Genomic DNA, 14147 nt, shown 5'->3' with positions numbered 1-14147 from the left:
GAAGATGTGCGAAATTTTAGAAGTTAAAGTTTACAAAAGAAAATAAAACTTTTGAGCAAATAGGTGAGAATTTTAACAATTAATAATTAATAATTACTAATTATCAGCCGAAACCGAATAACTAGAAACTTGAGTGATTAACGTTAATTTTCCCTCCCAGAAGTATCCGTGGTGATGACTTCATATAAATTCTACATTTATCAGTTGAGGGAAAACGTAACGCATTTTACAGATAGATTAATAGCAATTTTTAATTGCCGACATTTCTGGTAATTCTGGCAAATCAAATAAAACTGTAGTCATATAATTTTCTGCCCAATCTACACCAAAAGCTTTTTCTAGAACTCTACGGGTTTTATCATTTTGTTGTTGTTTGGTACAATAATTATGTTGTCCAGCAATAATTTGAGCTACTTTTTCCGGTGCAACTGGACTAGATGCTATCGCTTGGGTACAATGGATATCTAAAAATGATTCTACATGAGAAAGAAACATTGTTTCTTCTTGGGGGGAACTAGGACGAATAAACAGACAAAAATCGGAAAAAATATTTCCCCATTCTGGTAAATCACGAGGTTGAGAAAAGTTGGATGTGGTTAATTTACTAAGTTGCGAATTATAACCATCTGGTAAAATCCGCTCTAAGTTTACCGGCGAAAGATCGGCAATTGCTGCACTAATTTGACCTCTACCTCCGACTAAATCACAACCAAACATGGGAATATCATATTCTGGACGGGGAAACATCACACAGTGCAGAATATCTAACATATTCCCTACTCTTGCTAGTTCCAAGTGTATTTTGCGAAACTGGGGACTTTGATAACAACGATTTTCAATAATCAGTTTTTCCCCTTCTAATTTACCTTCTACATATCCCAATTCCGCTGGTAAATGGTATGGTGATAAGTCTAGGTGTTTATGCCAAACTGCTTCAATACAATCAGCTAGTTGACGAATTAGGGGATGTTGTTGTTCACGCAAGGAAGGAGTCGAAGACATATTATTTAGGAAATACAATTTATTTGTTAGTTTACAATTATTTGTACCATTTTTTTCTGCCTAGAAATATAAACAAAAAGTTATAGTATGGGCTGATCATGAAAATAAACTTATGTGACAAAAAGTGGAATTGTATCCTGTAATATGATTGATTATCTGGGATACTGAATTGTAATATGTTAATATATAAATACTGACTCAAATAATACTTTTGCAGAAGCTAACGAAAAATAACAAGAAAGCACCATTAAATCTAAACCCAATAACTTGGAAGAATTATGAAAGCAATTAAAGTCATGGCAACCGTTAATCAACAAGGAAGTTTGTCCTTAGATAAACCATTAAATATTATTCAAAATAGCCGTGTAGAAGTTATTATTCTTATTCCAGAAGCAGTAGAAATTAACGAAGATCATGAACAAATTTCATCTAAAGAAGAAATAATTCAAGATTTTCGTCAGTCTTGGCACGAAGCAATGACTGGACACACAATTCCTGTTTCTCAACTTTGGGAAGGAATTGAAAATGTCTGATATCCCATTTATTCAAGTAGAAGTAACACTAAGATTTCAGCGAAATTTACGTAAACTAGCCAAGAAATATCTAAAGATTCACAATGATATTCAACCAGTTATAGAACAACTACAACAAGGAGAAAGACTCGGTGATTGCATTCCTAAAATCGGTTATGAAGTTTTCAAATTGCGCGTCAAAAATAGCGACACTCAAAAAGGTAAAAGTGGTGGTTATCGTCTCATTTACTATGTCAAAACTGCAACAGCTATTATTTTGCTAACCATTTATGCAAAATCTGAACAAGCTGATATTGCCCCAGATGATATCCAAAGTATTATTTCTGAATATGAATCTGAAGATTGACACTTATCCCCAAAAATCTATAACTTCATATCCCAATTCCTCGATCATCTGCCGCAATAAGGGTAAACTCAAACCAATGACATTACTGTGACAACCCTCGATTTTCTCCACAAATAAACTCCCAAATCCTTCTAAAGCAAAAGCCCCAGCGCATTGAAGAGGTTCACCTGTGGCTACATAAGCTTGAATAGCGCGATCGCTCATTTCTGCAAAATACACCCTAGTAACTTGACATTTAACCACAGTTTGATTTTTAGTGGTATCAATCAAAACATGACCAGTGTACAAGTCACCAAAATTACCTTGCATTAATTGCCACCGAGCGATCGCTTCCTCAGCATTTTCTGGTTTACCATAAATCCCCCCACCCATAGCCAAAACCGAATCACAACCCATCACCAAAGCTGACGGAAATTCGGAAACCACAGTTTCCGCTTTACACCTAGCCAGCGTTTTCACCAATTCCCCAGGTTCAGTCAGTTGTATTTGTGACTCATCAAAATCACTCGCACAAACCATTGGTTCAATTCCCACAGTTTGCAATAACCGACGACGGGCAACAGAAGCAGAAGCAAGGACAAATTGCGGAATTTTCATAAATTGCTGTATAAGTAATTTTTTGGGTAATTGATCATAGTTAATTCTCAATTACCACCATTTCTAATTATTAATAAACAGTGAAAGAACTCACAACTTCATCAATAATTCGTTGCAGTTTCTTCCAACGTTTCTCAGGAACAGAAGCATTAAACGTAAACAGCTTACCACGACTGATAGCCACACTAGAAATGTTATGTCTTTCCTGTCCATTAGGAAATTTAACTCCATATTCTAGAAAGTAGTAAATTTTCCCATTTACTTCCCTTTCAGCCGCATTGATTAACTCAGCAGTCCGATCAGAACCGACGGGAGCAAGAGCCGCCTTTCCTAACTTATAACCGACTTCTGTTGGTGTTCCCAATTCCGCTAAAGTTTTACCAGAGGGAACAGGACTAATTACCACAGACACATTTTCTGATACTTCAATTAAATCATGAAACACCACATCAGGCCCATCACCAACTTTAACTTGTAACCAACCATTAGGATAATCAAATTGATAACCGTCAGCACTATCTACAAACCTATTAAGTCCAGCCGCATGAGCCACACCAACACTACTCAAGCTGAAGCTCAAAACCAATAATAAGATGAACGTAATTCTTTGCCACATTTTTTCAAATTCCTTTGGTCAGTCAACAATACAAGGTAAAGATAATTGCAAGTTTTTATTTTCTCATTAATCTGGACAATATGGAGACTTTAGTTTTGCCATCCCCTTCAGGCTTTATCAGTATGTGTGCTATAATTGGACAGTCTCGCACCTTGTGGTCAAATAAAAATCTCTTTGTGGCAACAATTAAGCCCCAAAGACTTGGAAAAATATGAAAAAAGTTGTCGTTGGTCTTTCCGGTGGCGTTGATAGTTCCGTAGCCGCCGCTATGCTGCATAATCAGGGCTATGATGTAATTGGTTTAACTCTTTGGCTGATGAAAGGCAAAGGGCAATGTTGCTCTGAAGGAATGATCGACGCGGCTGATATTTGTGAACAATTGGGTATACCCCATGAAGTTGTTGATATTCGGGATGTCTTTCAAACAGAAATTATTGATTTTTTAGTGACAGGTTATAGTGTGGGAATTACACCTTTGCCTTGTTCCCAATGTAACAAAACGGTGAAATTCGGTCCAATGGTGGAATATGCAAGGGAAAAATTGGCATCGGATAAAATCGCCACAGGTCATTATGCCCAAATCCGCTATGATGATACCACTAACCGTTACCAACTGTTACGAGCCGTAGACCGCAACAAAGATCAATCTTATTTCCTCTATGACTTATCCCAAGACTTATTAGGGGCAACAATTTTTCCTCTGGGTGAACTGAATAAAACTGATACTCGGAGAATTGCCACTGAATACAACTTAAAAACCGCCGATAAACCAGAAAGTCAAGATCTATGCTTGGTAGAAAGCAATGGTTCTATGCGGGCATTTTTAGATAAATATTTAGCCCCCAAACCCGGTGATATTGTTGATGAAACTGGTAAAGTTTTGGGACAACATGATGGTGTCCATCATTACACTATTGGTCAGCGAAAAGGCTTAGGTATCGCCGCCGCCGAACCCTTGTATGTGATCGAATTAGATGCAGCTAATAACAGGGTAATTGTAGGCGATCGCACCAAAGGCACTCAGTCAGAATGTACCATAAATCGGATAAATTGGGTTTCCATAGCTGAACCCGTCGCCCCCATTCGTGCTGAAGTCCAAATCCGTTATCGTTCCCAACCCGTACCTGTGACGGTAATTCCTTTAGCAGATTCCCGTGTGCGGTTAGTATTTGATGAACCGCAATTCAGTATCACACCTGGACAAGCTGCGGTTTGGTACGACGGAGAAAAGGTCTTAGGTGGGGGAATTATCGAACAGTTTGGTTGAGTCAATTCTGGATAAAGATTCGCCAATGACGGCTTTATTTTTCCCCAAAGTTTGAGCAATGCGTCAGGAATCAGTTAGGAATCAGAGTCGCTTGTATGAATCCAATGGATAATTCCTGTAAACCTTTGCAACTTTTTGCCCCATCTCTAGGTTTTAGTCAATATAGTAAAGACAACTAACTTATCGATCGCCATGGGATTCCTAGGTCGCGCTAGTTCCCTCCGGGACGCAATGCGTTCGCTATCGCCCATTTCCGCAACCATGACATGACTCAGCCCTGCAAAACTTAGGGCGATCATAAAAACGAAACATTAGGGATTTAAGCCCCAAAGGAGAGCAAAACATGGCTCTAGAGCCTTGCACGGAAGTTCCTATTCAAACATATAGTCCCAAAGCTATCGCTGATATCCCCGTACTCAAAGAACGAGGACAGAGAGAGGTATTTTGTGGCTTGACAGGTATTGTCTGGCTGCACCGCAAAATGCAGGATGCTTTTTTTCTGGTGGTGGGATCGCGTACCTGCGCCCATTTGATCCAATCTGCGGCTGGCGTAATGATTTTTGCGGAGCCAAGATTTGGTACAGCCATTCTCGGTGAACGGGATTTGGCAGGACTCGCGGATGCTAATGACGAATTAGACCGTGTTGTTGATCAGTTACTAGAGCGCCGCCCTGACATTGGCACATTATTTTTAGTGGGATCATGTCCCTCTGAAGTAATTAAGCTCGATCTTGCCAAAGCTGCGGAACGACTCAACCAGAGATTTTTTCCTAAAGTTCGGATTCTTAATTATTCAGGTAGTGGCATCGAAACCACCTTTACCCAAGGCGAAGATGCCTGTTTGGGATCGATGGTTCCCGTACTGCCCCACAGCGATGAACCAAGCCTGATGGTGGTTGGTAGCCTCGCAGATGTAGTAGAAGACCAATTCCAAAGGCTATTTGACAAAATGGGGATGGGTCCCGTTTATTTCTTCCCGCCGCGCCGTGCTGCTGATTTGCCCCCCATCGGTAAAGGTACGAAATTATTATTAGCCCAACCATTTTTAAGCGATACCGTGCGATCGCTGATTTCGCGTGGTGGGACATTATTACCATCGCCCTATCCTTTTGGGATCGAAGGGACGACTGCTTGGTTAAAAACCGCCGCCGATGCTTTCAATGTTGATCCCGATAAATTTGAACAGGCCATCGCCCCCGCCGCTAGTCGTGGCAAAGTTGCCTTAGACCGCTATCGTCAAACCCTGACAGGTCGCAAGGCTTTCCTATTTCCCGACTCACAATTAGAAATACCTTTAGCCCGTTTCTTATCGAGAGAATGTGGCATGGAGCTAGTCGAAGTTGGCACACCTTATATCGATCGCCTATTGATGGACAGCGAAATTAACCTGTTGCCAGTTGGGACAGCTTTATCAGAAGGTCAGGATGTGGAAAAGCAACTTGATCGCTGTCGTGAGGCGAAACCCGATATCACAGTCTGTGGGCTTGGCTTAGCCAATCCTCTCGAAGCTGAAGGGATGGCGACAAAATGGTCAATCGAGTTGGTATTTTCACCGATTCACGGTTACGACCAAGCCGCCGATTTAGCCGAGTTGTTTGCGCGTCCGCTTGAGAGACGTAGAAGATTAACAGTCTAAGAAATAGAGCGCGAAGCACTCTATATTCTTATTGATTTTTTTATAAAATAACTGGGTAAGCGTAAAACTCAGTCCCTTTAGGGCTGAGATATAAGCGACTCCTGCGACTAAAGTCGCAGTCATCTTTCTACTGGGCTTGCTATTTTATTTTAGACAGAGTAGCATCAAAATGGGAGGGAAAAAGATGCTTGTTTTTGAGTTTAAAGCTTACGGGAAGTCAGCGCAAATAAAAGCAGTAGGTGATGCAATTCGGACTGCACAGTTTATTCGCAATAGCTGTATTCGGCTATGGATAGATGTGAAAAACACAGGCAAAAATGATTTAAACAAATATTGTGCCGTACTTGCTGCTAAATTCCCCTTTGCAAATGAACTCAATTCAATGGCAAGACAAGCCAGTGCAGAACGAGCATGGTTTTCTATCTCTCGGTTTTATGATAATTGCAAAAAAGGGGTTTTCGATAAAAAGGGCTTTCCTCAATTCCAGAAAGATTGTCGTTCTGTCGAATACAAAACTTCTGGCTGGAAACTAACCGATGACCGTAAGTTTATCACCTTCACCGATAAAAAAGGGATTGGGCGATTAAAACTTAAAGGAACTCGTGATCTGCATTTTTACCAAATTAACCAAATTAAACGGGTAAGATTGGTAAAACGTGCGGACGGTATTTATGTTCAATTTTGTATTAATGTCAACCGTCAAGAAGATATAGCACTATCAGGAAATACAATTGGGTTGGATGTAGGTTTGAAAGAATACTACACCGATTCTGAGGGCGTAATGATTGAGAATCCCAAATTTCTCCGGATTGGAGAAAAGGTTCTTAAACGTTCGCAACGTCGTGTTTCCAGAAAGGTAAAAGGTTCAAAAAATAGGGGCAAAGCTAGACAGATTTTAGGAAAACGCCATCTCAAAATAAGTAGGCAACGTAAAGACCATGCTGTGAAGTTAGCACGGTGCGTAGTTCAGTCTAACGACTTGATAGCTTATGAAGATTTGAGAATTAAAAATTTGGTGAAAAATCATTGTTTAGCTAAGTCTATTAACGACGCATCTTGGTATCAGTTTCGTGTCTGGCTGGAATACTTTGGTCAGGTGTTCAAGAAGCTCACAGTTGCGGTTAATCCGCAATACACGAGCCAAGAATGCTCTAGTTGCAGTGAAATTGTGAAGAAAACTCTATCTACTCGCACCCACGTTTGTCGGTGTGGTTGTGTCATGGATAGAGATGAAAATGCAGCTAGAAATATCCTTCGTCGGGGATTGGGTACGGTAGGGCATACCGAAACCTTCATGCTAGACATGAGTAACGCTTTAGGAGATGAGTCCTCTACTCAGGTTGGAGTAATCCTGTCTGAGCAAGTCATGTCTTTGATCAAAGAATCTCAGCGGCTTTAGCCCTGAGAGTGTCAAATTGACATATACTAACCACGGCTAAAATATGGACTTTTAGAGAATCACAAAAACCCTAGATGTGCAGGGGTTTAGCACTACTAAACCCTATAGAATCAAATAATTAAACCGTGTTCAGTATAACCTATGGAACTAACTCTCTGGACTTACGAAGGTCCTCCCCATGTCGGGGCAATGCGAATCGCGACAGCAATGGAAGGAGTACATTATGTGCTTCATGCGCCCCAGGGCGACACCTATGCTGACTTACTATTTACGATGATCGAAAGACGCGATCGCCGGCCGCCTGTCACCTATACGACTTTTCAGGCTCGCGATCTTGGCGGTGACACTGCCGAAATGGTTAAGACTTCGGTTCGCGACGCTTACGATCGCTTTAAGCCCCAAGTAATGCTAGTTGGTGAAAGCTGTACTGCCGAACTGATTCAAGATCAACCAGGCTCATTAGCAAAGAGCATGGGATTGCCGATCCCCGTCGTGAGTTTGGAATTACCTGCCTATTCCAAAAAGGAAAATTGGGGCGCTAGTGAAACGCTGTATCACCTAGTCCGCACGCTACTATTACCTGTGGTTCCGCCACCGAATACACCAAGACCTAAACGCGATCCCCAGATTCGTCCTCAAGCGAACATCATTGGTCCCACAGCGCTAGGATTTCGTTGTCGTGACGATATTCGCGAAGTCGTGAAGTTACTTGCTGAGATCGGCGTAGATGTAAATGTGATCGCCCCGATGGGATCGACTCCCGATGACTTGAAGCGGATTCCTGATGCGGATTTTAATATTTGCCTCTATCCCGAAATTGCCCTGACAACTTGTACTTGGCTCACCCGTAGTTTCGGACAGCCTGTGATCAAGACCGTTCCCATTGGTGTCAGTGCAACCCGTGATTTCATTGCCGAAATTGGCAAGGTTGCGGACATTGATGTGAGTGACGCTCTAGCACGATCGCAGTCTGACACGTTGGGAAACTGGGATGCAGCGCGTATTTCTACTGCCGCTAATCCTAATGCTTCTCGACTTCCTTGGTATTCGCGATCAGTTGACTCTACCTATTTAACAGGTAAGCGCGTTTTCATCTTTGGTGATGCCACCCACGCTCTCGCCGCCGCCAGAATTGCTACGGAAGAATTAGGCTTTACCCTTGTCGGGATTGGAACCTATAGCCGTGAATTTGCGCGGGAAGTCCGCGAAGTTGCCAAGAAACATGGACTCGAAGCCGTGATTAGTGATGACTATTTAGCTGTCGAAGCCAAGGTTGCCGAAGCTGCTCCAGAACTAGTGCTTGGCACTCAGATGGAACGACATATTGCCAAACGCTTGGGTATCCCTTGCGCGGTAATTTCTGCACCGATTCACGTTCAAGATGTGCCTGCGCGTTACTCACCCCAAATGGGTTGGGAAGGTGCGAATGTGATTTTTGATAGCTGGGTACATCCCTTGATGATGGGTCTGGAAGAACATTTAATTGGTATGTTCAAGGAAGATTTCGAGTTTGCCGAAGGTCACATGAGCCATCTGCATACTGCCCCATCGCAAGAATCACGCGCCCTAGAGTCCAGATCTCCCGAACAGGCGATCGCCTCTATCAGTAATCTCACCAATACTCTCTCCAATAATTCCGATCAAGTTATTCTCACGCCCCTAGCGGAAGCACTGGAAGGAGTCACTTGGAGTGCTGATGGTGAAGCCGAGCTAAAGAAAATCCCCTTCTTTGTCCGCGGCAAAATCAAGCGCAATACCGAGAAATTTGCAAGCGATCGCGGGATCACCTCGATTACTTCAGAAACTCTCTACGAAGCAAAAGCAGCGATCGGCAAGTAAAACCCTCACCCCCCAGCCCCCATGGGGAGCAAAAAAATTATTTATATTAGGAGTCTATTTTGGCAGTTTTAACATCACATCCACCATCAGTTACCAAATGCGAAGAATCAGAAGGTAGCGTTCAGGTATTCCAAGATCCATCAATGGTAATTGAAGGTGCTTTAGTTATCGCCGTTTATGGCAAAGGCGGTATCGGTAAATCGACAACATCCTCCAATCTATCCGCAGCATTCTCGCACCTCGGTAAACGGGTATTGCAAATTGGTTGCGATCCTAAGCATGACAGCACCTTTACACTCACCAAAAGAATGGTTCCCACGGTCATCGATGTTCTCGAAACCGTTGACTTCCATTCCGAAGAGTTGCAAACCGATGACTTCATGTTTGAAGGTTATAACGGCGTAATGTGCATTGAAGCTGGTGGACCTCCCGCAGGTACTGGCTGTGGTGGCTATGTCACAGGTCAAACCGTGAAGCTGCTCAAAGAACATCACTTGCTCGAAGACACCGATGTTGTGATTTTCGATGTACTTGGCGACGTGGTTTGTGGTGGCTTTGCGGCTCCTTTGCAACATGCTCATTACTGCTTGATCGTTACTGCTAACGATTTTGACTCGATCTTCGCCATGAATCGCATTGTCGCCGCCATCCAATCGAAGGCGAAAAACTATCGCGTTCGCCTCGGTGGCATCATCGCTAACCGTAGCGAAGGAACCGATCAAATTGACAAATTTAACGATCGCGTTGGCTTGAAAACCTTGGCGCATTTCCGCACTGTTGACGCAATTCGCCGCAGTCGTTTGAAAAAATGTACTGTGTTTGAAATGGAGCCTGATCCTGAGGTTCTGGAAGTACAGCAAGAATATCTCAAGCTGGCGAAAGGGATGCTTGAAGATGCGACACCCTTGTATGCTCAACCCCTCAAGGATCGCGAAATTTTTGATCTACTAGGTTTTGACTAATCATCAAAAAACTCACTAAGCGAAGGCTTTTTGATTTGGAATTTAACGAAAAAATGCAGGCGTAATCCATGAATTGCACCTGCATTTTTTGTGTCATACTTAACTAAAAGCCACTATAGTAGAGCTTGCTGAATAAACATAGAACCGTGACAAATCAATGACTTGAGGGGGATAGAAGATGAAAAGGTGCAAGAAAAAGAGTTAAAATGGGTAAAAACTATAGATATTCTTAACTTTTGTGAATTTATACTATAGCACCACCACAACTAGAACCACACCCCGCAGTACAACCATAGCAATATTCAGCAGTTTGGATTTCATTAATTATATCTAAACTACCAATTTCTAATAATTCGCTCACCGTCAACTTTTCACCATTGCTAGTTTTTGCAGGTAAATTCATCATTTGATTAAAGTCACAATCATAAATATTCCCTAAGTAATCAACAGAAAGTTGCTCACGACACATTAAACCATCAATTGTGTTGGGGTTAAAGTGAGACTCTAAAAAATGCAAATAGCTAAAATAAAGCTGTTTTCTTTCTAAATAAAACTTGGTTCTCCCTACAGGTATATTAGTAATGGTGAAAAGATGATTAAATCGAATATCAAAATTTTCTGCCAAAAAGGTTTTATAAGCCTTTTCTAAATTTTCCTGTTCGGGAGTTAAAGAAAAATTTTCACTATTTGGTAATGGAGGATTGTACACCAAATCTAAAACTAAATTTGGGTTTTGACCATAACCAATTTTATTCAACCATTGCAAAGCTTTAATGGATTGATCAAAAACACCATTTCCCCGCATTTTATCCACATTATCTGCTAAATAACAGGGAAGAGAAGCCACAATTCTAACTTGATGTTGAGCAAAAAAATCTGGTAAATATTCAAATCCCTCCACAAAATAGATTGTTAAGTTTGATCTCACAATTACCTGTTTACCTGCCTTTATAGCAGCTTCTACCAATGGCTTAAAACCATAATTCATTTCTGGTGCGCCACCAGTCAAATCAACAATTTTGATTTCGGGAAATTTCCCAATTAAATCAATTAACTGTTGACAGGTTTCCAGTGTTAGTTCTTCAGTCCTTTTAGGACTAGCTTCTACATGGCAATGGTTACAAGCTAAATTACAACGCTTTCCCAAATTAATTTGTAAAACGTTAATTTGCTTTTTTGTTAAAGGTGAATTTAGCTTTTGAAAAAAAGGTGTAATCATAGAAGCATCTCTAGCACGAATTTCTATAAGAGGATGTTTTAAAAATCATTCAACACTTCTGGACCTATTATACCTGGAGGTAGAGCATCTAAGATGACATTCCCAGTCAGAGACTGGGAACGAGAGTTTTCTTGCTTTGCGTCTTTGCTCCTTTGCCTCTTTGCGCGAAACCTCAGCTAGTGGTCTGTCAGTTTTCTATTTGTGGATAAAGACGCTTGAGACGGATACGGGCATCCGCGGTTGTAAACTACCAATCTACAGATTTTTGTGAATGATTGCGTTGAATATACCAAGCCTTTGTTTCTTGTTCTAAAGTTTCGCTGCTTCCACCTCTCCATCAATAATCGTTTGACGAGTCGGCGTTTTGCTAGTACATAACGGCGTAAATAAAGCAACCATATTCAATCGCCAAAAAGCCTACTGTATATTAGTTTTGACTTTTGACTTTTGACTTCCGCCCTGCGGTACTAGCTACTTAATATTACTAGCAAAAGCGATCACTTTGAAGGTAAATATAAAGATTTATGTATTCTTTCCTAATTGTATTCATTAAGAATTGAAAATTATGTTTGTGAAAACAAATAAATCAATGTCACATATAGCAAGCAGTTACACTAATTAAAATTCTTAGGCGTGTTAGGTCTTATAGTAAACCTAAAAATTATGTTGTCAATGAGTGGTGAGACACCTTTGATTAATTTTCTCAGATAGTTTAGGATATGGCAGAAATTACAGCGACGTAGATTCAGTTACTATGATTGCAACGTTACCAACTTTTTTCTAGATATAGTTCGCAAAAACTTATACTAACCATCATCCCTGTGCGTTATTGTGCTGATTTTTAAAGAAAACTCTAGTCCGAATAGACATACCTATAGAGCCTTGAATAAGCTACTTTTGACAGGGAAATCTGTGAGGGTTATGGCCTGTCTCCTCCCCTTATTCATCTGGTGGGGGTGCAAGGCAGTACAAAACCAATTTGTACAACCACAAGCAATATTAGTTTTAGGCGGTTCTACTCGCTTACTAGAAAGAGAAAAGTTTACAGCCAAGTTAGCCCACCAATATCCCAATATACCCATTTGGATTTCTGGGGGCAGTCCACCTCAGCATACTAAAAAAATATTTGCTAATGCAGGAATTGAGCCCCGACGTTTAAACTTGGACTATGAAGCTGTAGACACGGTTACTAATTTTACTACCATAGTGGATGAATTGCAATCTCGTGGCATCAAAAGTGTTTATTTAATTACATCTGACTTTCATATGCGTCGTGCTTGCATCGTTGGTGAAATTGTTTTAGGTAGTCGAGGCATGAATTTTAAACCCCTATCAGTTCCTTCAGCAAATTCACCAGAACCGATTGAAAAATCTCTTAGGGATGGTGCTAGGGCAGTTATTTGGGTAGCCACAGGTTATACAGGTGCTAATTATGCTAATAAAAATAAACCCTAGAACATCAGAACCGAATGAAAAATCAAAAATTTTCAATTGTTCCCAATTCCCAATATCACCACAATTTGATACCCTAGCTTAAACAGTTTTGAGAGAAGTTAAAGCGTGGAAATTCAACTTGGGCGGGGAAAAGTGGCGCGTCGAGCCTATGGAATTGATGAAATTGCTTTAGTCCCTGGTAACAGAACTCTCGATCCGAGTTTAACTGATACCAAGTGGAAAATTGGCAATATTGAGCGAGAAATCCCCATTATTGCCAGTGCAATGGATGGTGTCGTTGATGTAAAAACGGCTGTTCGCTTGTCCCAATTGGGGGCATTGGGAGTAATTAATTTAGAGGGTATCCAAACTCGCTATGCCGACCCCGAACCGATTTTAGATCGGATTGCCTCCGTCGGCAAAGAAGAATTTGTCAGTCTGATGCAAGAATTGTATGCTGAACCAATAAAGCCGGAATTAATTGAAAAACGTATTCAGGAAATTAAACAACAAGGCGGTATTGCGGCAGTTAGCACAACTCCAGCTGGGGCAAGCAAATATGGTGAAATTGTAGCTAAAGCTGGAGCAGATTTATTTTTTATCCAAGCTACAGTAGTTTCTACTAATCACCTATCACCAGAATCTATCACTCCCCTTGATTTAGCGGAGTTTTGTCGTTCTATGCCCATCCCTGTGGCATTAGGAAATTGCGTCACCTATGAAGTCACCTTGGAGTTGATGAAAGCTGGTGCAGCCGCGGTTTTAGTGGGTATTGGACCTGGTGCTGCTTGTACTTCTCGTGGAGTGCTGGGTGTGGGCGTACCCCAAGCTACAGCCGTCGCTGATTGTACGGCCGCTAGAGACGATTATTATCGGGAAACTGGGAAATATATCCCTATCATCGCTGACGGTGGTTTAATCACCGGAGGAGACATCTGTAAATGTATCGTCTGTGGTGCTGACGCTGTGATGATTGGCTCTCCATTTGCCAGAGCCGCCCAAGCCCCTGGGCGTGGTTATCACTGGGGTATGGCAACTCCCAGCCCGATATTACCGCGAGGGACTCGGATTCGCGTAGGTACAACTGGAACTCTAGAACAAATACTCACAGGTCCAGCCGGCTTGGATGATGGTACTCATAATCTTTTAGGAGCTTTAAAGACCAGTATGGGAACTTTAGGCGCTAAAAACATTAAGGAAATGCAGCAAGTTGAAGTTGTCATTGCTCCTTCTCTACTGACCGAAGGTAAGGTTTACCAAAAAGCCCAACAGTTAGGTATGGGTAAATAACTTAAAG

13 protein-coding genes are annotated in these 14147 nt (G+C 41.5%); 9 read left to right on the top strand and 4 right to left on the bottom strand.

What is annotated here, in order from left to right; all coding sequences use genetic code 11:
* Positions 1-237 precede the first annotated feature (237 nt).
* Positions 238-1002, bottom strand: coding sequence for a phycocyanobilin:ferredoxin oxidoreductase (locus HGD76_RS15175; protein ID WP_148760786.1), 765 nt, complete (start codon positions 1000-1002; stop codon positions 238-240).
* A 278-nt stretch (positions 1003-1280) separates the two neighbouring features.
* On the opposite strand from HGD76_RS15175, the gene HGD76_RS15170 reads away from it, so the two are divergent.
* On the top strand, positions 1281-1535 hold the full coding sequence (locus HGD76_RS15170) for a type II toxin-antitoxin system RelN family antitoxin (protein WP_148760784.1): 255 nt from the start codon (positions 1281-1283) through the stop codon (positions 1533-1535).
* A complete protein-coding gene (locus HGD76_RS15165; protein WP_148760782.1) occupies positions 1528-1881 on the top strand; it encodes a type II toxin-antitoxin system RelE/ParE family toxin in 354 nt (117 codons plus the stop codon). Before HGD76_RS15170 ends, HGD76_RS15165 begins: the two co-directional genes overlap by 8 nt.
* Before the next feature lie 3 nt (positions 1882-1884).
* On the opposite strand, the gene HGD76_RS15160 is transcribed toward HGD76_RS15165, so the two are convergent.
* Both HGD76_RS15160 and psbP read right to left on the bottom strand, forming a co-directional pair.
* Positions 1885-2478 carry a Maf family protein gene (locus HGD76_RS15160; RefSeq protein WP_148760781.1) on the bottom strand — a complete coding sequence of 198 codons (594 nt, stop codon included), beginning with the start codon at positions 2476-2478 and terminating at the stop codon, positions 1885-1887.
* Between the two features lie 70 nt (positions 2479-2548).
* Positions 2549-3094 carry a photosystem II reaction center PsbP gene (gene psbP, locus HGD76_RS15155; RefSeq protein ID WP_168696279.1) on the bottom strand — a complete coding sequence of 182 codons (546 nt, stop codon included), beginning with the start codon at positions 3092-3094 and terminating at the stop codon, positions 2549-2551.
* A 211-nt stretch (positions 3095-3305) separates the two neighbouring features.
* Here psbP and mnmA point away from each other — a divergent pair, with 211 nt between their 5' ends.
* From mnmA to bchL, 5 genes are all read left to right on the top strand, one after another.
* The gene (gene mnmA, locus HGD76_RS15150) at positions 3306-4361 is read left to right on the top strand and encodes a tRNA 2-thiouridine(34) synthase MnmA (RefSeq protein WP_168696278.1); all 1056 of its coding nucleotides are present in this window, start codon (positions 3306-3308) and stop codon (positions 4359-4361) included.
* A 343-nt stretch (positions 4362-4704) separates the two neighbouring features.
* A complete protein-coding gene (locus HGD76_RS15145) occupies positions 4705-5997 on the top strand; it encodes a ferredoxin:protochlorophyllide reductase (ATP-dependent) subunit N (RefSeq protein ID WP_168696277.1) in 1293 nt (430 codons plus the stop codon).
* Positions 5998-6181: 184 nt separating this feature from the next.
* Positions 6182-7396, top strand: coding sequence for an RNA-guided endonuclease InsQ/TnpB family protein (locus tag HGD76_RS15140; RefSeq protein ID WP_168696276.1), 1215 nt, complete (start codon positions 6182-6184; stop codon positions 7394-7396).
* Between the two features lie 141 nt (positions 7397-7537).
* Positions 7538-9235 carry a ferredoxin:protochlorophyllide reductase (ATP-dependent) subunit B gene (gene bchB, locus HGD76_RS15135; protein ID WP_168696275.1) on the top strand — a complete coding sequence of 566 codons (1698 nt, stop codon included), beginning with the start codon at positions 7538-7540 and terminating at the stop codon, positions 9233-9235.
* A 59-nt stretch (positions 9236-9294) separates the two neighbouring features.
* Positions 9295-10197, top strand: a complete 903-nt coding sequence (gene bchL / locus HGD76_RS15130) for a ferredoxin:protochlorophyllide reductase (ATP-dependent) iron-sulfur ATP-binding protein (protein ID WP_015079916.1) — start codon at positions 9295-9297, stop codon at positions 10195-10197.
* Between the two features lie 244 nt (positions 10198-10441).
* On the opposite strand, the gene arsS is transcribed toward bchL, so the two are convergent.
* A complete protein-coding gene (gene arsS / locus HGD76_RS15125; protein ID WP_148760775.1) occupies positions 10442-11416 on the bottom strand; it encodes an arsenosugar biosynthesis radical SAM (seleno)protein ArsS in 975 nt (324 codons plus the stop codon).
* A gap of 921 nt (positions 11417-12337) precedes the next feature.
* On the opposite strand from arsS, the gene HGD76_RS15120 reads away from it, so the two are divergent.
* The gene (locus tag HGD76_RS15120) at positions 12338-12871 is read left to right on the top strand and encodes a YdcF family protein (RefSeq protein WP_148766786.1); all 534 of its coding nucleotides are present in this window, start codon (positions 12338-12340) and stop codon (positions 12869-12871) included.
* Positions 12872-12976: 105 nt separating this feature from the next.
* On the top strand, positions 12977-14140 hold the full coding sequence (locus HGD76_RS15115; RefSeq protein ID WP_168696274.1) for a GuaB3 family IMP dehydrogenase-related protein: 1164 nt from the start codon (positions 12977-12979) through the stop codon (positions 14138-14140).
* The last annotated feature ends 7 nt before the right edge of the window (positions 14141-14147 follow it).

Origin of the sequence: Dolichospermum flos-aquae CCAP 1403/13F, from assembly GCF_012516395.1 — a bacterium.
Taxonomy (GTDB): domain Bacteria; phylum Cyanobacteriota; class Cyanobacteriia; order Cyanobacteriales; family Nostocaceae; genus Dolichospermum; species Dolichospermum lemmermannii.
This window is presented reverse-complemented; position numbering and strand designations above follow the sequence as displayed.

Coding starts and splice junctions, on each gene's coding strand:
- HGD76_RS15175 (WP_148760786.1), bottom strand. CDS start 1,002: ATGTCTTCGACTCCTTCCTTGCGTGAACAACAACATCCCCTAATTCGT.
- HGD76_RS15170 (WP_148760784.1), top strand. CDS start 1,281: ATGAAAGCAATTAAAGTCATGGCAACCGTTAATCAACAAGGAAGTTTG.
- HGD76_RS15165 (WP_148760782.1), top strand. CDS start 1,528: ATGTCTGATATCCCATTTATTCAAGTAGAAGTAACACTAAGATTTCAG.
- HGD76_RS15160 (WP_148760781.1), bottom strand. CDS start 2,478: ATGAAAATTCCGCAATTTGTCCTTGCTTCTGCTTCTGTTGCCCGTCGT.
- psbP (WP_168696279.1), bottom strand. CDS start 3,094: ATGTGGCAAAGAATTACGTTCATCTTATTATTGGTTTTGAGCTTCAGC.
- mnmA (WP_168696278.1), top strand. CDS start 3,306: ATGAAAAAAGTTGTCGTTGGTCTTTCCGGTGGCGTTGATAGTTCCGTA.
- HGD76_RS15145 (WP_168696277.1), top strand. CDS start 4,705: ATGGCTCTAGAGCCTTGCACGGAAGTTCCTATTCAAACATATAGTCCC.
- HGD76_RS15140 (WP_168696276.1), top strand. CDS start 6,182: ATGCTTGTTTTTGAGTTTAAAGCTTACGGGAAGTCAGCGCAAATAAAA.
- bchB (WP_168696275.1), top strand. CDS start 7,538: ATGGAACTAACTCTCTGGACTTACGAAGGTCCTCCCCATGTCGGGGCA.
- arsS (WP_148760775.1), bottom strand. CDS start 11,416: ATGATTACACCTTTTTTTCAAAAGCTAAATTCACCTTTAACAAAAAAG.
- HGD76_RS15120 (WP_148766786.1), top strand. CDS start 12,338: ATGGCCTGTCTCCTCCCCTTATTCATCTGGTGGGGGTGCAAGGCAGTA.